At 39.7% G+C, this 18,465-nt stretch carries 16 protein-coding genes and 1 pseudogene; 9 read left to right on the top strand and 8 right to left on the bottom strand.

Features of this window, described 5'->3' with window-relative positions:
* Nucleotides 1-104: 104 nt before the first annotated feature.
* The 4 genes from AC0L6R_RS02385 to hflX form a co-directional block, all read right to left on the bottom strand.
* The gene (locus AC0L6R_RS02385; RefSeq protein WP_473269774.1) at nucleotides 105-1,772 is read right to left on the bottom strand and encodes a PQQ-dependent sugar dehydrogenase; all 1,668 of its coding nucleotides are present in this window, start codon (nucleotides 1,770-1,772) and stop codon (nucleotides 105-107) included.
* A 115-nt stretch (nucleotides 1,773-1,887) separates the two neighbouring features.
* A complete protein-coding gene (locus AC0L6R_RS02390; protein WP_473269775.1) occupies nucleotides 1,888-2,583 on the bottom strand; it encodes a sensor histidine kinase in 696 nt (231 codons plus the stop codon).
* Nucleotides 2,584-2,602: 19 nt separating this feature from the next.
* A complete protein-coding gene (locus AC0L6R_RS02395; protein ID WP_473269776.1) occupies nucleotides 2,603-2,962 on the bottom strand; it encodes a PAS domain S-box protein in 360 nt (119 codons plus the stop codon).
* A gap of 128 nt (nucleotides 2,963-3,090) precedes the next feature.
* Nucleotides 3,091-4,341: a GTPase HflX gene (hflX, locus tag AC0L6R_RS02400; RefSeq protein ID WP_283413506.1), complete on the bottom strand. Its 1,251-nt coding sequence runs from the start codon at nucleotides 4,339-4,341 to the stop codon at nucleotides 3,091-3,093.
* Between the two features lie 201 nt (nucleotides 4,342-4,542).
* Here hflX and rfbC point away from each other — a divergent pair, with 201 nt between their 5' ends.
* From rfbC to purU, 8 genes are all read left to right on the top strand, one after another.
* A complete protein-coding gene (rfbC, locus tag AC0L6R_RS02405) occupies nucleotides 4,543-5,094 on the top strand; it encodes a dTDP-4-dehydrorhamnose 3,5-epimerase (protein ID WP_473269777.1) in 552 nt (183 codons plus the stop codon).
* Nucleotides 5,094-5,840, top strand: a complete 747-nt coding sequence (locus AC0L6R_RS02410) for a tyrosine-protein phosphatase (RefSeq protein ID WP_283413508.1) — start codon at nucleotides 5,094-5,096, stop codon at nucleotides 5,838-5,840. Before rfbC ends, AC0L6R_RS02410 begins: the two co-directional genes overlap by 1 nt.
* A gap of 15 nt (nucleotides 5,841-5,855) precedes the next feature.
* Entirely contained in the window at nucleotides 5,856-6,809 is a 954-nt protein-coding gene (locus AC0L6R_RS02415; protein ID WP_473269778.1) for an NAD-dependent epimerase/dehydratase family protein, read from the top strand.
* Between the two features lie 144 nt (nucleotides 6,810-6,953).
* Nucleotides 6,954-8,369, top strand: coding sequence for a tetratricopeptide repeat protein (locus tag AC0L6R_RS02420; protein ID WP_283413510.1), 1,416 nt, complete (start codon nucleotides 6,954-6,956; stop codon nucleotides 8,367-8,369).
* A gap of 16 nt (nucleotides 8,370-8,385) precedes the next feature.
* Nucleotides 8,386-9,156 carry a phosphosulfolactate synthase gene (locus AC0L6R_RS02425; RefSeq protein WP_283413511.1) on the top strand — a complete coding sequence of 257 codons (771 nt, stop codon included), beginning with the start codon at nucleotides 8,386-8,388 and terminating at the stop codon, nucleotides 9,154-9,156.
* A 58-nt stretch (nucleotides 9,157-9,214) separates the two neighbouring features.
* On the top strand, nucleotides 9,215-10,150 hold the full coding sequence (locus AC0L6R_RS02430; RefSeq protein ID WP_473269779.1) for a DUF368 domain-containing protein: 936 nt from the start codon (nucleotides 9,215-9,217) through the stop codon (nucleotides 10,148-10,150).
* The gene (locus AC0L6R_RS02435) at nucleotides 10,147-10,884 is read left to right on the top strand and encodes a shikimate dehydrogenase family protein (protein ID WP_473269780.1); all 738 of its coding nucleotides are present in this window, start codon (nucleotides 10,147-10,149) and stop codon (nucleotides 10,882-10,884) included. Before AC0L6R_RS02430 ends, AC0L6R_RS02435 begins: the two co-directional genes overlap by 4 nt.
* 726 nt (nucleotides 10,885-11,610) lie before the next feature.
* Nucleotides 11,611-12,540 (top strand): formyltetrahydrofolate deformylase, encoded by a 930-nt coding sequence (purU, locus tag AC0L6R_RS02440; protein WP_473269781.1) that lies wholly within the window; start codon nucleotides 11,611-11,613, stop codon nucleotides 12,538-12,540.
* Here purU and alr read toward each other — a convergent pair.
* Entirely contained in the window at nucleotides 12,463-13,617 is a 1,155-nt protein-coding gene (gene alr, locus AC0L6R_RS02445; RefSeq protein WP_473269782.1) for an alanine racemase, read from the bottom strand. The two genes, purU and alr, sit on opposite strands and share 78 nt — an antisense overlap.
* A gap of 88 nt (nucleotides 13,618-13,705) precedes the next feature.
* Here alr and AC0L6R_RS02450 point away from each other — a divergent pair, with 88 nt between their 5' ends.
* The gene (locus AC0L6R_RS02450; protein WP_473269783.1) at nucleotides 13,706-14,293 is read left to right on the top strand and encodes a DNA-3-methyladenine glycosylase I; all 588 of its coding nucleotides are present in this window, start codon (nucleotides 13,706-13,708) and stop codon (nucleotides 14,291-14,293) included.
* Nucleotides 14,294-14,295: 2 nt separating this feature from the next.
* Here AC0L6R_RS02450 and AC0L6R_RS02455 read toward each other — a convergent pair.
* The 3 genes and pseudogenes from AC0L6R_RS02455 to AC0L6R_RS02465 all read right to left on the bottom strand — a co-directional run bounded on the left by AC0L6R_RS02455 (nucleotide 14,296) and on the right by AC0L6R_RS02465 (nucleotide 18,370).
* Nucleotides 14,296-15,817: pseudogene (locus AC0L6R_RS02455) on the bottom strand (sodium:proton antiporter).
* A 181-nt stretch (nucleotides 15,818-15,998) separates the two neighbouring features.
* The gene (locus AC0L6R_RS02460; RefSeq protein WP_283413519.1) at nucleotides 15,999-17,225 is read right to left on the bottom strand and encodes a Glu/Leu/Phe/Val dehydrogenase dimerization domain-containing protein; all 1,227 of its coding nucleotides are present in this window, start codon (nucleotides 17,223-17,225) and stop codon (nucleotides 15,999-16,001) included.
* A 71-nt stretch (nucleotides 17,226-17,296) separates the two neighbouring features.
* A complete protein-coding gene (locus tag AC0L6R_RS02465; protein ID WP_473269784.1) occupies nucleotides 17,297-18,370 on the bottom strand; it encodes an anhydro-N-acetylmuramic acid kinase in 1,074 nt (357 codons plus the stop codon).
* Nucleotides 18,371-18,465 lie beyond the last annotated feature (95 nt).

An 18,465-nucleotide genomic window follows, 5' to 3' on the forward strand; every position in this document is an offset into this window, starting at 1 on the left:
TAAACTTTTTTTACAAACTCATTCTGAGCGAGATAGAGATTTCTCTCTATTAAAAAATTTGGCTTTGCTGTTTGTGGAGGGTCAAATAATATTGAGAATTCCGTTTAAGGCAAGATTTTATAAATTTTACCTTCTGTTTTACTCATAATATAAATGTTGTTTTCAGCATCCCGGCCGAATTTTAGATCTACTCTGTCATTCTGCACCAACTCTCTCAAAGTCATCTCTTTACCGTCTACTGTGACTCCCCAGCTTTGAACCTTCATTTTCCCCAGATACTTGAGGTCTGTGAAAAAGAGTCTTCCTGAAAGGATATCACCAAAAATAAACTTCCCTTTCAGGGCTCCATAGGGCATTTCATATCCTGCGAATATAGCCGCCAGTTCGTCATGATCGAGCTGGACTTCCGGATAAGTCACTCCAAAATTCCCGTCATCTTCATTCAACGCAAAAACCTCGTTAAACTTACCATAAGGATTAATGATAAATCGACCTTCCCGAATCGGCCATCCATAAAATTTGCCCGGTTCTATTCTATTTAACTCTTCCACTGAATGTTGACCTATATCTGTGGCAAACATATTTCCATCAGCATCCCAGAACACACGATTGGGATTTCGGAATCCATAAGCATACACTTCTCCAGCTTTTCCCTCTTCTTCTGCAAAAGGATTGCCTGGTGGAATTCCATATTTACCATTTGGGCTGTTATTCCCTTGTGGATCAATTCTGAGAATGCTGCTATATACTTTAGTCCCCTTATTGTCCGAAAGATAAGCGGCTCGTTTTTCAGTCAGACCGCCGTCACCGAATCCAATATATAGCAATCCATAATCCTCATCGCCTTTATTTGCGTGGGGATTGAATGTCAGTTCCTGCATCCCATGAGCCTGTGTAGGGATATCAATCCGAAGCAATTCCCTGTCAGTTCCTTTAAATACGGCAGCTGTCGGATCCTCAGCTTTCCACTCCGTTACTACCCACTGCATGAAAACTCGAATGGTGTCAGAATAACCATAATCGGCAATTTGTGATCCACCCGCATCTGTATGTGCAGTATAGAAAATCCCATTTTGATCGAATTCCGGGTGGAAAGTAAAACTTGCCAAGCCCGTAGCCCATCCAGGTTTGCTCACGAGGTCAGATTTATACTCAGTGATTGGAAGGTAGAGGTTTGGCTTTCCATCGATTAACTCATATAATCCGACCCGTTGATCGTTGATAAATAAGCGTCCTGAATTTCGCTCAGGCTCCATTTTGGTCATTTTTGCCATTGGAGCTTTGGGATCTGAAGCAGGAAGCTGCGCAAAATATTCAATAGCTAACCGTACCCCCGAATCAGGAATGCTATCAGGAATAGGATCTTTCAGTCCAACCATCGGAACGGTGTCAGGGAGGGCTGCAAATGTGTGGAGGTAACTTAAAACTGCGTCAAGCTCCTTCTCAGTGAAACTTTCAAAAGGAGGCATAATTGCCTTATACTGCTCTAGCAGGGTCACCCCACGCGGATCGCCAGAACGGATTACTTCCGAAGGATTTTTAATGAAATTTCTTATCCACTCGGTTTCTATGGTATGTGTTAAACCACTTAAATTCGGTCCTATACCATTTTGGTCAAAACTATGGCAGGTACTACAGTTAGCTTCAAATAGAGACTTTCCAGCCATAATCTGTTCAGAATCTGTGCTGATGGAGCTTCCGATTTCACTTTTCTGAGAGCAAGCGAAAAAAGCTAAACTGATAATAAGAAGTTTAAATAGAGATTTTTTCATCAGTGCTAAGTTGTAATTAATGCATCACGAGACCAAATAATAAAGTATAATTGGTCTATCTGTCCTGTAATGTCTTTGGCTTCGAAATAATTTGCAGCAAAAGAATTAGGCAGGGTTAATGATATGCATTTAGTGAAATTCGAAAGGTGGTCCCTTCTTCAGGAATACTTTCTACTTCAATTGTACCGCCCAAGCCCTTTACGTGATTATAAACTAAATAAAGACCAATTCCAGTGCTGTCTTTTTTAGAATGAAATGATTGCTGGAAACCGAAGAGTTTATTTCCTACTTTATCCAAATCAAAACCATGGCCATTGTCCGTGAAGGAAAGTTGGATTTTGTCTTCTACGAGTTTGCTGGTAATTGTAATCACTGGAGGAATTCCTGGCTTTTTATATTTAATTGAATTGGTAATCAGATTCAGAAAAATGCTTTCTAGGTAATTAGGGTTGGAATGGATTTTCTTTACCTCTGAAAAGTCACTCGAAATTGTAGCGTTAGAATTTTTTATTAGTAAACTGATTGATTTAGAGACTTTTTTAACGACTTTATTGAGGTCAATTTCTTCAAATGGAATGTAAAGTGATTGTTTGTCTTTGAGCTCTTTAGAGTAAAAATTAAGCTTCTCTCTTAAGTCTTCACAGCAAATTTTAAACACCTCCATGAGATCCAGCGTATCCTTGTCTGTGATTTTTGAAAAATCTAATAATTCATATATAGAGAGTAAGTTATTGACTGGTGACCTGAGATCATGGGAAGTCATGTGGCCAATATGTCGAAGATCTTTATTGATCTCAGTTAAGTTGGTCAAGAGCGTGTTTCTTTCAGCTTCAAGCTCTTTTTTTTGTGTAATATTTTTCGCTATTGCAAAAACTAATTTGGATTGTTCTATTGGTTGGGAGAGTCCAGGAAAGCCACACCACCTCTCCTGATTTGGTTACATATCTATTTTCAAAATCCACTAGAGGCGTAGAATTAAACAATGATTTTCTTACCATTGCTGTTTTTTCTTTATCCTCATCGAACACGAAGTGATTTACTGGCTTTGCATATAACTCTTCATAACTATAGCCTAAGACATCTATAACTGCCGGATTTACTTTTTTGAAATATCCATCAAAACCTGCGATACATACGAGGTCAGGTGTTATTTCAAAAAATATGTCATATTGAGAATACTCAGAACTCATACTTGTATGGTTAGCTAAAGAAAAAGGTCAAAAATTATAGTGAGGATAGGGAAAATAATAATAGAAAAGAATAGGGAGAAGTAATAAAAAATTGGGTATCAACAGAATTAATACCCAATCAGAAATTTTTATTCTTCTAGAGAAAATGTTTGATCCTCTAGGTAGTGAGGATATATTTTTCGATGCTGCTTTTTTACTTCTGCTATCAAAGCCTGGCGAAAACCTTCCACATTCTGACCATTTACTGCGGCCATGAATACTGGTGGAATCCCGGTTTTTTTCTGATATGCGTCTGCAAGCGCCTCAAAATCAATAAAGTTTGCTTCTTCGAGTTCAAGCTCTGTCATCTTCATGCTTTCTTCCTCACTAGGCATAGTTTCTACTAAGTCGATTTTATTGAAAACGAGTAGGGTAGGCTTATCTCCTGCTTTGATCTCATTGAGCGTTTGAGTAACGACAGCAATGTGATCCTCAAAATGAGGGTGAGAAATATCTACCACATGCACAAGTAAGTCCGCTTCACGTATCTCATCTAGTGTAGATTTAAATGCCGCAATTAGATGCGTAGGGAGTTTTCGAATGAATCCAACTGTATCAGACAGTAAGAAAGGTACATTTTCAAGTACTACTTTTCTGACAGTAGAGTCTACCGTTGCGAAAAGCTTATTTTCAGCTAGAATATTTGTCTTGGTGATCAAGTTCATCAATGTGCTTTTACCCACATTGGTATAGCCAACTACGGCCACTCGGACAATCCCCTTTCTGCCTTTTCGCTGAGTTTCTCCTTGTTTTTCTATTTCACGAAGCTTTTCCTTGAGGAGTGTAATTCTTCCTCGGATATCTCGCTTATCCGTTTCTATCTCCTTTTCACCTGCACCGCCTCGAGTGGTAGTTCCTCCTCGCTGCCGCTCTAAGTGAGTCCACATATTCGTCAATCGAGGAAGCAAATATTGGAATCTTGCCAGTTCTACTTGGGTTTTAGCCTGAGCAGATTGCGCGCGATTTAAGAAAATATCTAAGATTAATAAGGATCTGTCGTAGATAGTCACCTTAAGTTCATTCTCAAGATTTCTCATTTGAGAAGGCGAGAGGTCATCATCGAATATGACCATATCTACTTCAAAATGCTTAATGTAGGCAGCGATTTCCTCAAGTTTACCAGTACCCACAAATGTCTTGATATCAGGCTTTTCCATTTTTTGGGTAAAGCGATAGACAGTCTTTGCACCTAAGGTCTCAGTCAAAAAAGCTAATTCATCTAAATATTCCTCAGTTTGTTGCTCAGTTTGATATTGTCTCACCACACTTACTAAAATGGCAGTTTCCTCTTTCGGAGCTGTTTCGTAAAGTTTTTGGATTTTTCGGGAATGTTTACTCATATTTTGTATTCTATGTCAAAACAATGCGGAAAACTTGAAATTAGTTTCCTTATTATCGTAAAAACCACCAGTTAAAGTACTGTTTTTAGAATTTCTAGCATCGGATTCAACAAAGTTCGACATATTTCCTTAGAATTGATTAGGATAGTGTTTTGTCTCTTGGTTATTTTACCTTTCAATGCCAGTATCAATATTCACCCCATGGCCCAAATAATAAAAGCACCTTTACCAGGTGTACTAGAGGTATTTCCTAGGATTTTTGAGGATCAAAGAGGTTATTTCTTTGAGTCCTATCGAGCAGATTGGTTGCATTCTGAAGGTGTAGTGCATGACTGGGTGCAAGATAATCAGAGCTATTCCCAGAAAGGGACAGTCCGAGGATTACATTTTCAGAAAGGTGAATATGCTCAGGCGAAATTAGTAAGAGTTATACAAGGGAAGGTGCTCGATGTGATCGTAGATTTGAGAAGAGATTCTTCGACCTTTGGTGAGAAATACTCAACTATTCTTGATGCTGACAGAAATAATCTGATGTATGTTCCAGCAGGATTTGCGCATGGCTTTTCAGTTTTGGATGATGCGATATTCGCCTACAAGTGCTCTAATTATTATCATAAAGCTAGCGAAGGGGGAATTCTTTGGAATGACCCAGCATTAGCTATTGATTGGCAAGTGAAAGACCCGATCACATCGGATAAAGATGCTGTTTGGCCCACGTTAGAAGAATTTAAGATTAGTGAAGGAGGATTGTAATGGGATTTTTAGATCTATTTAAAAGAAAACCAGAGGTGATTGAGGACCTTGACCTTAGTTGGTTACAGGTGGATATGCACTCGCATCTGATTCCGGGAATAGATGACGGATCTAAGACCATGGAGGAATCGCTTCATTTGATAAAACGACTTGCTGATTATGGCTTGCGAAAAATAATCACCACTCCACATATTATGTCTGAGTATTATCGCAATACGCCGGAAATAATCAATATGGGGCTTGAGGATTTACGCAAAGCGGTTAAGAAAGAAGGTATTTCTATTGAATTAGAGGCTGCTGCGGAGTATTACATGGATGAGATTTTCTTGGAGAAAATTAAAAATGGAGAAGAGGTTCTGACATTTGGAAATAACTATATTCTCGTAGAAACAGGCTTTATAAATAAGCCTCAAATGCTATTGGAAATACTTTTTCAACTTGAAATGGCGGGTTACAAACCAATTCTAGCCCACCCAGAGCGATACCAGTACCTGATTTCAGATAAGGGGTTACTTCAGGACCTTACTGATAGACAAATACTTTTTCAAGTAAACATATTATCCCTGACTGGGTTTTATTCCAAACCTGTAAAGGACTTTGGAGAAATGCTGGTGGAGACTGGACTGGTTAGGTTCCTAGGGACCGACTGCCATAATCCACGCTATTTGGATATGATGGAAAGCCTTCCGAAATCAAAATTGTACCAAAAATTGAAGCAACTAGAATTGCTTAATTGCTCTCTTTGATTTGCATAAAAGTCAATGAAAATTCTCATCACAGGCATTACGGGATTGTTTGGTAGCTATTTAGCGAAGGAATTTGCTACTCTTGGAGAAATACATGGTTTGCGTAGGGCAAGCTCTTCTACAAGGTTAATTGATGAGGCGCAATTTCCTATAATTTGGCATGAAGGGAAGCTTTCGGATATTGAATCGCTAGAAGAAGCTATGAATGGCATTGATTTGGTGATCCATGCGGCAGGTAAGGTTTCTTTTGACCCAGGCGAAAAAGATAGCATTTATCGAATTAATATGACTGGCACTACTAATGTAGTCAATGCCATGTTGAACACCGGAGTAAAAAAGCTGGTACATGTCAGTTCTGTTGCCGCAATAGGGCGAAGTCCTGAATTAAAGCATCTTGATGAGAACTTTAAGTGGGTGGAGTCTCCACTTAATACAGATTACGGTGTTTCTAAGTATTTAGCTGAACTGGAAGCTTGGCGCGGAGAGCAGGAAGGAATAGATTTGATTGTTGTAAATCCTTCGATATTATTGGGGAAGATCAGCGATGATCGATCCTCCACCGACATATACCATTATGTCATCGATGAACACACCTATTATCCTGAAGGAGATTTGAATTATATAGATGTGCGTGATGCGGCACAGCAAGTGAGAGCCTTGGTAGATAAAGAAGCTTGGGGCGAGCGGTTTATTTTAAACAAAGAAAGCATTTCGTATAAAGAATTTTTTGAGAAAATGGCCTTGACTTACGGGAAAAAAGCACCTAGTAAAGTAGTAAGTCCTTTGATGTTAAAAATTGCAGTATTCTTCAATACAACGCTTAGAAAATTAGGGCTGAGTAAAAGCCCTCTGAATAGGAAGACTGCCATGATTTCACAACAAAAAGTTTTTTTCGATAGCAGCAAAGTCAACAAGTTATTAAGAACCTCCTATCATAGCCTGGAAGATACCTTTGAGTGGTCAAAGTAAACTTATTTTTGATCCTGTTCGTTGGTAAGCAAAGTCTGAAGCATAGAGGGTGCTATTCTCTCGTGATCAGAAATAAAATTTAACAAATCCAGATTTTGAGAGACCAAATTTATTGGTAAATTAAATAAACCATAACGCATCCTAATGACCGGAGATCACGATCACGATTGGGAAAATGACAAGAAGCTGGTAGAGCGATTTGAAAATTCCCTACAATCCAATCTGGACCTTTATTTCGAGGAAGAAGAATTGGAGGATATTATCCGATTTTACTTTGATCAACAGAAATTCCTGAAGGCGTTACGCGCAGCCGAATTTTCATTGGAAAGATTTCCTTTCTCGGTAGAAATTAAGCTCCTGAAAGCCCAATGTTTGATTTTCAATGATGAATTGGAAGAAGGACAGGAGATTTTGGAAAACATCAATAATATTTCTCCGAACAACGAAGAAATAATTCTTGCATTGGCAAATGCTTATATTCTTAGCGGAACGCCAAAAGAAGGAATAGAACTTTTGGAGAACTACCTGCCCTTAGCAGAAGACAAAGCAGAGGTATTCTATTCACTTGGAAACCTTTATCGTGTTCAAAACAATAATGAAAAGGCGAGCTTTTATTTTAAAGAAGCTGTAAAAAACCGTATCAATCACGAAGACGCCCTATTTCAGTTGGCGATGATCACTGAAGAGGAGGGCTCCTTTGATGAAATCCTAGAATTTTACCAAGAGTTCATTGATCAGGATCCTTACAGTGCAGGCGCTTGGTACAACTTAGGGGTAGTTTATAACCGCCTTGGCCGATTTGAAGAAGCGATCAAAGCATATGATTATGCAATTATCATTGATGACAGCTTTGCCTCGGCTTATTTCAACCTTGGAAATGCGCTGATGAATACCCAGCAATATGAGCTGGCGCTGGAAGCATACCAAAATACGATTAACTGTGAAGGAGCAAATGCGGAAAATTGCTGTTACATGGGTGCCGCCTATGAAAAACTTGAAAAAATAGATGAGGCTTTCAAGTATTTTAAGAAGTCTGCAAAGTTTGATGAAGAATACGACGATGCTTGGTTTGGACTAGGAATGTGCATGCTGAAGAAGGAAAAATACTTCGAAGCCATACATTATTTCAAAAAAGCACTCAATCTCACAAAAGAAAATTCAAATTATTGGGTTGGACTTGGTGATGCAGAATTCAATTTGGGAAATATGCAAGCCAGCTCAGAAGCCTACGAAGAAGCCATCAATTTGGAACCGGGAATTCTGGAAACTTATGTGAATCTGGCACTTATATATTTTGAACAGAATCGCTTTGAAGAAGCTATAGACGTAACTCGGGAGGGAATAGAAGAAATACCGGAGGAGGCAGAGCTGTATTATCGCCTGGTGGTATACCTAATTAAAATGGGCAATTATAAAGAGGCGTTTTCATTTTTGGAAAATGGGTTAACTTTGGACTTCGAAAAGCATACGATCATGTATGATTTGATGCCAGAGCTGAAGCAGCAAAAGGCCTTATACAAGATTATTGCCCAATATCGAGAGGAAAACCTCGAGTCTTAACATTAAAACCTCGCTAATGAATTATGAGCTGAATAATATCCCTGTTCGGACTGAAAAGCCACGAACCAAAGGATTTACCATGGCCATGGACAAAGGCTTAAGCCTACGTGCCACAGAAGATTTTGTAGAAAGTTGTTCCGATTTTGTAGATATAGTAAAACTTGGTTGGGCTACATCTTATGTGACCAAAAACCTCAACGAAAAACTTGCCATCTATAAAGAAGCTGGTATTCCAGTTTATTTGGGTGGTACTCTTTTCGAAGCTTTTATCGTACGAGGTCAATTTGACGATTATAGAAAAGTATTGGATAAATATGATCTTTCCTTCGCTGAGGTGTCGGATGGTTCTATTTCTCTAAATCATGACAAGAAGTGTGAATACATAGCTACACTAGCCAAGCAAGTAACGGTGCTATCCGAAGTGGGATCCAAGGATGCAGCTAAGATCATTCCTCCGTATAAGTGGATTGAGCAGATGCAGACAGAATTGGATGCGGGTGCTTGGAAAGTAATCGGTGAAGCGAGAGAAGGTGGAAACGTTGGTCTTTTCAGAGATTCTGGAGAAGTGAGACAAGGGTTGGTTGAAGAAATCCTTACTCAGATCCCTGAAGAAAGAATCATCTGGGAAGCACCTATCAAATCTCAGCAGGTTTGGTTTATCAAGCTGATAGGAGCTAATGTGAATCTTGGAAATATCAGCCCTTCGGAGGTGATCCCGTTGGAGACTATCCGATTGGGATTGAGAGGTGATACCTTCGATCATTTTCTTGGAGAAATCAAATTGTAATACAACTCAACTCATTACAGGCTGATTGGAATATTCCGATCAGCCTTTATTTTTGACCATGGATTTTATCAAAAAATATGTTCTCACCTACCTAAAAGGTATGGGAATGGGAGCGGCAGACATTGTGCCAGGGGTATCAGGCGGATCGATAGCGCTGATTACCGGGATTTACGAGGAGCTACTCAATAGTATAAATTCTGTTAATGGAGACAGTCTGAAGTTGTTACTCAAGTTTGAGTTCAATAAGTTTTTTCAATCGATAAACGGTGCTTTTTTGCTTAGTCTTTTGCTTGGGATCATGACGAGCATTTTTTCACTTTCAAAGCTAATCACCTATTTGATGGCTGAGCATCCTATTCCGCTATGGTCGTTTTTCTGTGGGTTGATTTTAGTGAGTGCATTCCTAATTTTGAAGGATATTAAAAAGTGGAGCATAGGAGTAATTATCGCTTTAATCATTGGGACAGTTTCAGCCTATTTCATTACAGACTTACCTCCTACAAGTAGTCCGGATGCACTTTGGTTTACTTTTGTAGCTGGGGCTATTGCGATTTGTGCGATGATTCTACCTGGAATTAGTGGAAGTTTTCTTCTATTGATCTTAGGGAAATACGAGCCTATTCTTAATGCAGTATCAGAGCGTAATTTTGCTACACTTGGCGTTTTTGCGCTTGGATGTATAGTAGGACTCTTATCATTTAGCAGAGTCATTTCCTGGTTGCTTAAGTACTTTTATTCCATCACCATTGGCCTACTGTCCGGCTTTATGCTTGGGTCAATAAATAAACTTTGGCCATGGAAAATAGTGACAGCTTACCGCAAATCTTCCAGTGGAGAGGAAAAGCCATTTTTGACAAAAAACCTTTTTCCTAGTGAATATCTTGATCAAACTGGTCTTGAGCCAAAGTTACTGATCGCATTAGCAGCCTTTACTTTTGGAATTATTTTAGTGCTTGGTATTGAGCGCTTAGCGGCATATTTGAAGAAATCATGAGGAAATTCGGACTGATAGGGCATCCACTTACGCATTCTTTTTCAAAGAAATATTTTTCAAAGAAATTTGAAAAAGAAGGAATTTCCGACTGTTCCTATGAATTATACGACATACCGAATGCGCGTAATCTCGAGGATATTCTAAGTGAAAATCCAGATATCGAAGGCATCAATGTCACTATTCCGCACAAGGAGGATGTGATTGCCTTGATGGATGATCTGGAAGAAGCCTGTGAGGAGATCGGCGCGGTAAATTGCATTCATATTCAGGATGGAATTCGCACAGGTTATAATACAGATTACATTGGATTTAAAAATTCACTTTCACCTTGGCTTGGTGGAGTTATACTCAAGGCCTTGATTTTGGGAACAGGCGGAGCATCAAAAGCAATCAAGCAGGCGTTGATAGATTTGGATATTGATTTTCTGAATGTATCCCGCTCAGAAGATGAAGATCAAATTACTTACGGTGACCTAGCTTCCAACCCTGAGATCATGAAGACTCATCACCTAATAGTAAATACTACCCCTCTCGGTACTTTTCCTAATGAGGAAGGGATGCCTGCTATTCCGTTGGATCAGTTTTCAGCTGCACATTTTGTGTATGATTTGGTCTATAATCCTCCGGTTACTACGCTGATGAAAGCTTGTTTGGATGCTGGAGGCAAAGCTAAGAATGGCCACGAAATGCTAATTTTGCAGGCAGAGGCTTCGTGGCAGATCTGGAATTCATAAAAGCTGGAAGAACGAAGACGGAAGACCGAAGTAGCGTCAAGCCAAGTTGTTGTGCATAATTGAAAACCTATGAGAAATACAAAATAGAAATGCAATTCTCACGAAATTTTCACTTTCGATTATATTTCTATTCGGACTAAATTATTACGCTTTTTCTCAAGAGTATGAATTCACTCTTTATTATCAGGATCCTTGTAATAATAAAACTGAATATGCCTTAAACTTTTCACTGGAAAAAGATGGAATTGAATTTTACCCATCTTTTGAAAATGGAGCTGCCAGATTAAAAACAAAAGGGAATTATAATTTAATTCATGAGCGTCAAACCATTCCGATAACTATTGACCAAGAGAAAAATTCTCACACAATCATTATATCTGACATACAGGAATTTATTGTAACCCATGACAAACATGGATATATATTTAAAGCTTGTGAAAGCTCTCTAAATGGAGATATTATAGATTATTTCGGGAATGGAAAAGTAAAATTTATGGGAACATTTAAAAATGGACATGCAATTGGTTTCTTGACTGAATTTTACGCAAATGGAGAAATAAGAAAAATCAGACTTTTTGATAAAGAAGGATATTTAATTGAAACAATCCTGTCTAATGAATAACAATTACTATGGTCTACGCAATGCCCTTCGGTACACTGCGCATAAATAAACCTTTTATCAAAAAAGCCGCTTTTATCTTTTACAGGTAAGTAAATCATTGAACTATGAAAAAAGCCATCCTAATCATCCAGTGTCCCGATCAAAAGGGAATCGTCGCCCAAGTTTCCAAATTCCTTTACTCGTATGAAGGAAATATACTTGAAGTAGATCAGCATGTGGATGAGAATTTGGGGATGTTTTTCATGAGAGCAGCGTGGGAATTGGATTCTTTTTCTTTGGAGAAAGATGAGATTGCTGCTCGATTTAAGGAAGAAGTTGGAGAGCGATTCCAGATGGAGTTCAAGCTTCATTTCAATTTCCCTAAGCCAAGAATGGCGATTTTTGTCAGCAAACTTTCTCATTGCTTGTTTGATATTTTGGGAAGACACTATGCAGGACAGCTTGAGGTTGATATTCCTTTGGTCGTTTCCAATCATCCTAATTTGAAGCAAGTTGTGGAGGCCTTCGGGATTCCATTTCACCACATTCCAATTACTTCTGAGACCAAAGCTGCCGCTGAGGCCAATCAGTTGGGATTGATGAAGGCCAATCAAATTGATTTTGTGGTGCTAGCAAGGTACATGCAGATCTTGTCTGCGGAGTTTATTCAGCATTTTCCAAACCGAATTATTAACATTCACCACTCATTTTTGCCTGCTTTCGTGGGAGCGAAACCTTATCACGCAGCATTTGAGCGAGGTGTAAAAATCATTGGTGCCACTGCTCATTACGTGACTGAAGAATTGGACGCTGGGCCGATTATCGAGCAGGAAGTAGCCCGGGTGAGACATCATAATACCATCGCTGAATTAGTACAAATCGGTCAGGACGTGGAGAAAGTGGTACTTTCCAAGGCCATCAAATATCACCTAGACCGCAAGGTGATGCCGATCAATAACAAGACCGTTATATTTTATCTAAGGAATTATTTTTCTTGGAATTTCTTTCGGCAATCTGGTGAGCATTTCATAATTCACTTGTTGCGTCGATTCTGAAAAAGAGGCAACTGTTATTTCCTTTCCGCCTTGCTTTCCTATCAAGATCACCTCATCTCCGACTTTTAGATCTTTAAGTTTGCTTACATTCACGGCGATAGCATTCATGGTGACAGTGCCCACCACCTGGCAATATTGCCCTTTGATCAGCACCATTCCCTGATTACTCAGAAGACGGCTGTAGCCATGCCCATAGCCCACGGGTACGATTGCCATCCGTATATTTTCTAGCGCCATGTAGCTATTTCCATAGCCTACAAACTCGCCGGTTTTCACTGACTTCAGGCTCATGATGGTGCTTTTCCAAGTTATCAGCCTTCTCAGAGGATTCTTATTTCCTTTAGGAAGTGAGTTTAGCTTCGCAAAAAAAGTCTCTTTGGTAGGCCAAAATCCATATCCAGCTATTCCTATTCTCACCATATCCATGATAGTTTCAGGGAAAATCAGAGTAGCTGCAGAACAGGCTGTGTGGTAGGTTTTGAATGCGATTCCCTGTTCATTGAAAAAGTCCTTGAATTCATGATATCTGGCAATTTGATTTTTTACTCTTACGAAATTGCTAACAGATTCAGCACCTGCATAATGGGTGCAAAGTCCTTCAATGGAAATCTGATCCTGATTCTCCGACAGTACGGATGCTAGTTTTTCTCGTTGCACCCAATCAAAACCAGTTCTATGAAATCCAGTCTCTATTTCAATATGTACTTTCGCAGCGATACCAATTTGCTTCGAAATAGTGATAGCTTTCTGGAGTCTTTCAAAATCAAAGACGTAAAAACTGATTCCTTTTCGAATCAATTTTTCCAACTCCTCTAAGTGGAGCATTCCTAAAATCATTATTTCCGACCCTTTTTTTGATTTTTCCCAGACTTCCCAAGCTTCATCCGAGCTGAATGTGCTGAAATGACGGATGCCAGCTTTTTCTGCTATTTCGACCATTTGGGAAATCCCATGACCGTATGCATTTCCTTTTACTACGGCAGATATGATAGGCTCAGGGCCGATTTCTGATCGTATATACCTGATATTTTGTCTGTAAGCTTTTGCACTGATTTCAAGGGTGGATGTAGCAATCATTTTAATCTGTCAATTGAAGTCAGAAATTAAGGCACTCTGCTTCCTAATCCCAACTCTTGATTAATTTTATTCACCTAAATTGACTCAAATGAAAAAGAACTTTCAAGTTTCAGATCAAAAATCCCGCTGTCCCTGGTGTCTGGGTTTTGAAGAATATGTAGCCTATCACGATACCGAATGGGGTGTTCCGGTTTGGGATGATCAGATTCACTTCGAATTCTTAATTCTTGAATCAGCTCAGGCAGGATTGAGTTGGGCCACTATTTTGAAAAAGAGAGAGGGCTATCGCAAAGCTTTTGCAGACTTTGATTACAAAATTGTGGCGGAATTTCCAGAGAGTTATGTGCAGGAATTGCTTCAAGATCCTGGCATAATCAGGAATGTGCTGAAAATCCGTGCAGCCATTAACAATGCTAAACGCTTCATGGAAGTGCAGCAGGAATTCGGCTCTTTTTCCAAATACATTTGGGGATTCGTAGGCGGAAAACCTATTAAAAATCGCTTATCCTCTATGTCTGAAGCACAAGCCACCACCAAAGAATCTGACCTGCTAGCCAAAGATCTGAAGAAGCGTGGTTTTAAATTCTTAGGAAGCACTACCGTCTACGCACACATGCAGGCAACAGGCTTATTTAATGACCATTTGGAGTCTTGCTTCCGATTTAAAGAGGTTTGATTTTATACAAAAGCAAAGAATACCAACCAAACTAGAATTAGAATCGGTAATAAAATGGGTAAGGAGAACCGGATAATGTATCCAAAGAAGGAAGGCATTTTAACACCATTTTGCTCTGCAATGGACTTCACCATAAAGTTTGGACCATTTCCTATATAGGTCATCGCCCCGAAGAATACGGAGGCAATTGCAATTGCCATTAATTCAAAGGCAGAATCATGATAACCATCCGCCGCAAACTGGCGGACTTCTTCAATATTACTGATAGAAGCTCCTTTGGAGGCCATCGCTGCTGCAAGGAAGTTGAGGTAGGTAGGGGCATTGTCTAGGAAGCCAGAAAGAATTCCCGTTCCCCAATAAAGCGTGTTGTGCGTAATCATAGCTGCGCCTTCGGGAGATTTTGCAAAGGTGCCTACTAGCTCCAGTGCTGGCATCATGGTGCCAAATATTCCTACGAAAATAAATGCAACTTCCCGGATAGGCTCAAAATTGAACTCATTGCCTTTGATGGCTCGCTGATCTGCGAATCGGTATGACAGGAAGGCAACACTTAGCATGATAATTTCTCGGATATAGGAGAATTTTTGACCGTCATACACTATAGCAGGAACGCCGTCTATCACATTCGGGTCTAGGAATACTGAGCAAATGATAATAAATAACCAGCCGAAATTCTTAACTCCAATTAAAGAAAGCTTATTCGAATAAGTAGTTTCTTCGAGTTCAGTATCGTCAGATGCCCTGCCAAATTTTTTATCAATAAAGTAAAAAGCAGCGGCTAGTACGATCAATGCAAAAAACCCAAGCTGGCCAGTTATGCTCTAAAGTCCAAAAGAAAGGAATGCCTTTCAAGAATCCCAAGAATAGCGGAGGATCACCGATTGGAGTGAGGGACCCACCAATATTACTTACCATAAAAATGAAGAATATGATGTGGTATGCTTGGATATTGCCTTTGTTTAATCTAATAAATGGTCGAATCAAAAGCATGGAAGCTCCGGTAGTTCCGATCAGATTGGAAATCAAGGCTCCGATTACCAGCAAAGTTAGGTTTGCTAATGGTGTTGCCTTTTTATCAATCTCAATGAGAATACCTCCAGACGCAATATATAGCGAAGCCAGTAATGCAATAAACTGAATATATTCGGCTAGCGCATGGACAGGTGCATGGACATTTCCTAGGATAAATAAATAGTAGAAAACGACCAATAGCGCGAATCCTATAGCAATTTTAGGATAATTGTGGTGCCAAAAATGCTCATAAAACAAAGGTCCTGTGGCAATCATCAGTAGTAGAGCCACGAAAGGGATGACTAGCCAAATAGGAGCGGTATGGTGATTTTCTTCCCCATTTTCGTCAATACCTTCTCCATGAACATCTGCATGTGCAGCATCTACATGATCGGCCTGAGCTAGGTAAACCTTCTCAGTGTCACTATTTTGGGCGTAGGCGTACTGCTTGTCTAGCCCGCCTAAAAATAATATTCCGAAAAGTATGGTGAAACTAAAGATAAAATTCTTCATTAGGCGTAATGGGTATGCTGGGTGTTCTTTTCGGTTAATTTAAGCAAATAATTAATTGTTGTTGTCCAACTGTGGCTTCTGCTAAACTACAGATTTTGGCTGACACAGCACAATCAAAACATTCCATCCTGATGGAATTAATCAAAAATTAACTCCATCAGGGCAAAAGAAAAGAATGATTTTACACGAGTTGTGCTAAAGCTATGCTAAAGGAGCTTTCTGCTAGTTTGACTTTTCCAGGATTTTTTGAATTTACCTTCAAAAGCGCTTTTTCAATTGTCTTGCTGACATCTGTAAATATGGCTTTGTCGGTGACTTCTGCATTATCAGTCATTAAGTATGCAAATACTCTCGCCATACCACAATTTGCAATGAAATCAGGAATAACAGAAACACGCTGATCAGTCCAAACGCCTATAGGCCCAAAGAAAATCTCAGGGTCGGCAAAAGGAACGTTGGCTCCACAAGATATAACTTCCAGACCGGCATTGACCATTCGCTCCGCTTGGTCCTGGGTGATCAGCCTGGAAGAGGCTGCCGGAATAAAGATTTCACTTTCTAAATCCCAGATTTTTTCATTGATTTCTTCGAAAGAAAGTTGATTTTCCGCTACCAGTTTGTTTCCATTTCTATTTAGGAAAAGCTCACGTACCTCATCGAGAGAATATCCTTCCTTGTTGATTACGCCTCCATCTCTGTCTATTATCCCAACTATTTTCACTCCTTCGACAGCTAGAAAGCAGGCAGCTGCCGCTCCCACATTGCCCCAACCTTGGATGACAGCACGTTTTCCTTTGATACTTCCTCCCCAAATGGTATAATAATGTTTTACAGCTTCGGCCACGCCAAAACCTGTAATCATATCAGCTACCGTATATTTCTTTGTTCCATTGGGAGTAAAATCGGGGTCCTCTAGTACTTTTGAAACTCCCTGTCTCAATTGGCCGATTTTTCTGATTTTCTCAGGTTCTGTAGCGTGGTAGTGACCATTTACTACACCTTCCTGAGGGTGCCACAATCCATAGGATTCGGTGATTGGAATGACTTCATGAATTTCGTCCACATTTAGGTCGCCACCTGTCCCGTAATAACTTTTTAACAAAGGAATGACAGCTTTGTACCAACGTCTAAGGACCTCATCTTTGCGTGGATCATTTGGATCGAAGTTGATTCCTGATTTTGCACCACCAATAGCGGGACCTGAGACGGTAAATTTCACCTCCATGGTTTTGGCAAGGGATTCTACTTCTCGTTTATCTAGGCCTTTTCTCATTCGTGTGCCGCCGCCAGCAGCTCCGCCTCGAAGAGAATTTATCACCACCCAGCCTTCTGCTTCTGATTCGCTGTCGCTCCATTCAAAAGTGATTTCCGGCTGTTTGTTTTCAAATTTTTTAAGTAATTCCTGCATGTGATTTGGGTTTATATCAAGGCAAAAATAGAAAAATAAACCAGTGTTGTCCTATGAAGTCTGACGGGCGGTTAACCATAAATTACTCCTCCGCACGAGTCAGTTATTGCTCCAGTGACAGAACCCAAGCAGTTGTTTTCATTGCGGAGACGCATTACTCCTAAAAATCCAAAAATCAATGCTTCCTTAAATTCTATAAGTTCTTGCGAAGCAAAAGTATGAACCCATTTATTATCAAGCTGTTTCGCTAGAGATTCTATGAAAAATGAATTATACGCACCTCCCCCAGTAATCAGGACAGAAGGCTGATCAGTATGTTGGTAAAATTTGATGACTTTGGCGATTTGAACTGCATAATGCTCTACAAGAGTTCGCAGAATATCTTTTTCTGAGAGTCCGCTAGAACTTATTAGTGGGATGAAATCATTTTCCAAATCCTCCCTACCCAAAGACTTTGCTTTTGATTTTGAATAATATGGAAGGGAATTCAAAGCTTCAAATAGGGTCATGTTCAGACGACCTTCCTTTGCCCACGCTCCATCTTTATCATACTCAGCACCTAATTTTTTTGCCTCAGAATTTAGCAACAGATTAAAAGGGCAAGTATCAAAAGCGATCCGTTTGCCTGAGGTATCCATGCTAATATTTGCTATGCCTCCCAGGTTGATACAAAAATTGCTAGAGGTGAAAAGCAATCTATCTCCAACGGGAACCAAAGGCGCTCCCTGTCCACCAAGTTGGACATCTTTCATCCTAAAATCATTAATTACACGCTGTCCCGAAGCATGATGTAGTGCCCAGCCATTCCCGATTTGTAGACTGAGCTGACTTGATGGCTGGTGAAATACCGTGTGACCGTGAGAGCAAACAGCCATGGGTTTAATTTGCTTTTCCTCACAATATTGCTTGACTTTTTCTCCCATCCACTTACCAAAGCTTACATCAAGAAGTGCCAAGTCCAACGCTGAGAGTTTGTGGCAATTCATGAGCTTAGACCCTAGGTCAGCTGGAAATGGAATCGTTATCGCGTCCAAAATCTCGTAAGACCACTGATGATGAAGTTCATAGCTACAATAGGCTATATCTAATCCATCTCCGGAAGTACCAGACATCAATCCGATCATGGTGTATTGTGTAGGACTCATGGGTTAAAGTTTGTTAAGTACCAACTAGCCCAAAGATAATTTAACATGTATAAAAGGCAGTACTTTTTTTGAATGGCTATTTTGCAGACGATTAA

The organism is Algoriphagus sp. 10J20-15 (genome assembly GCF_055809615.1).

Bases quoted from the DNA above. Each gene is read 5' to 3' on its own strand.
- AC0L6R_RS02410 (WP_283413508.1), top strand. From the start codon at position 5,094: ATGGGATTTTTAGATCTATTTAAAAGAAAACCAGAGGTGATTGAGGAC.
- AC0L6R_RS02395 (WP_473269776.1), bottom strand. From the start codon at position 2,962: ATGAGTTCTGAGTATTCTCAATATGACATATTTTTTGAAATAACACCT.
- AC0L6R_RS02430 (WP_473269779.1), top strand. From the start codon at position 9,215: ATGGATTTTATCAAAAAATATGTTCTCACCTACCTAAAAGGTATGGGA.
- AC0L6R_RS02425 (WP_283413511.1), top strand. From the start codon at position 8,386: ATGAATTATGAGCTGAATAATATCCCTGTTCGGACTGAAAAGCCACGA.
- AC0L6R_RS02435 (WP_473269780.1), top strand. From the start codon at position 10,147: ATGAGGAAATTCGGACTGATAGGGCATCCACTTACGCATTCTTTTTCA.
- hflX (WP_283413506.1), bottom strand. From the start codon at position 4,341: ATGAGTAAACATTCCCGAAAAATCCAAAAACTTTACGAAACAGCTCCG.
- purU (WP_473269781.1), top strand. From the start codon at position 11,611: ATGAAAAAAGCCATCCTAATCATCCAGTGTCCCGATCAAAAGGGAATC.
- AC0L6R_RS02460 (WP_283413519.1), bottom strand. From the start codon at position 17,225: ATGCAGGAATTACTTAAAAAATTTGAAAACAAACAGCCGGAAATCACT.
- AC0L6R_RS02450 (WP_473269783.1), top strand. From the start codon at position 13,706: ATGAAAAAGAACTTTCAAGTTTCAGATCAAAAATCCCGCTGTCCCTGG.
- rfbC (WP_473269777.1), top strand. From the start codon at position 4,543: ATGGCCCAAATAATAAAAGCACCTTTACCAGGTGTACTAGAGGTATTT.
- alr (WP_473269782.1), bottom strand. From the start codon at position 13,617: ATGATTGCTACATCCACCCTTGAAATCAGTGCAAAAGCTTACAGACAA.
- AC0L6R_RS02420 (WP_283413510.1), top strand. From the start codon at position 6,954: ATGACCGGAGATCACGATCACGATTGGGAAAATGACAAGAAGCTGGTA.
- AC0L6R_RS02385 (WP_473269774.1), bottom strand. From the start codon at position 1,772: ATGAAAAAATCTCTATTTAAACTTCTTATTATCAGTTTAGCTTTTTTC.
- AC0L6R_RS02415 (WP_473269778.1), top strand. From the start codon at position 5,856: ATGAAAATTCTCATCACAGGCATTACGGGATTGTTTGGTAGCTATTTA.
- AC0L6R_RS02465 (WP_473269784.1), bottom strand. From the start codon at position 18,370: ATGAGTCCTACACAATACACCATGATCGGATTGATGTCTGGTACTTCC.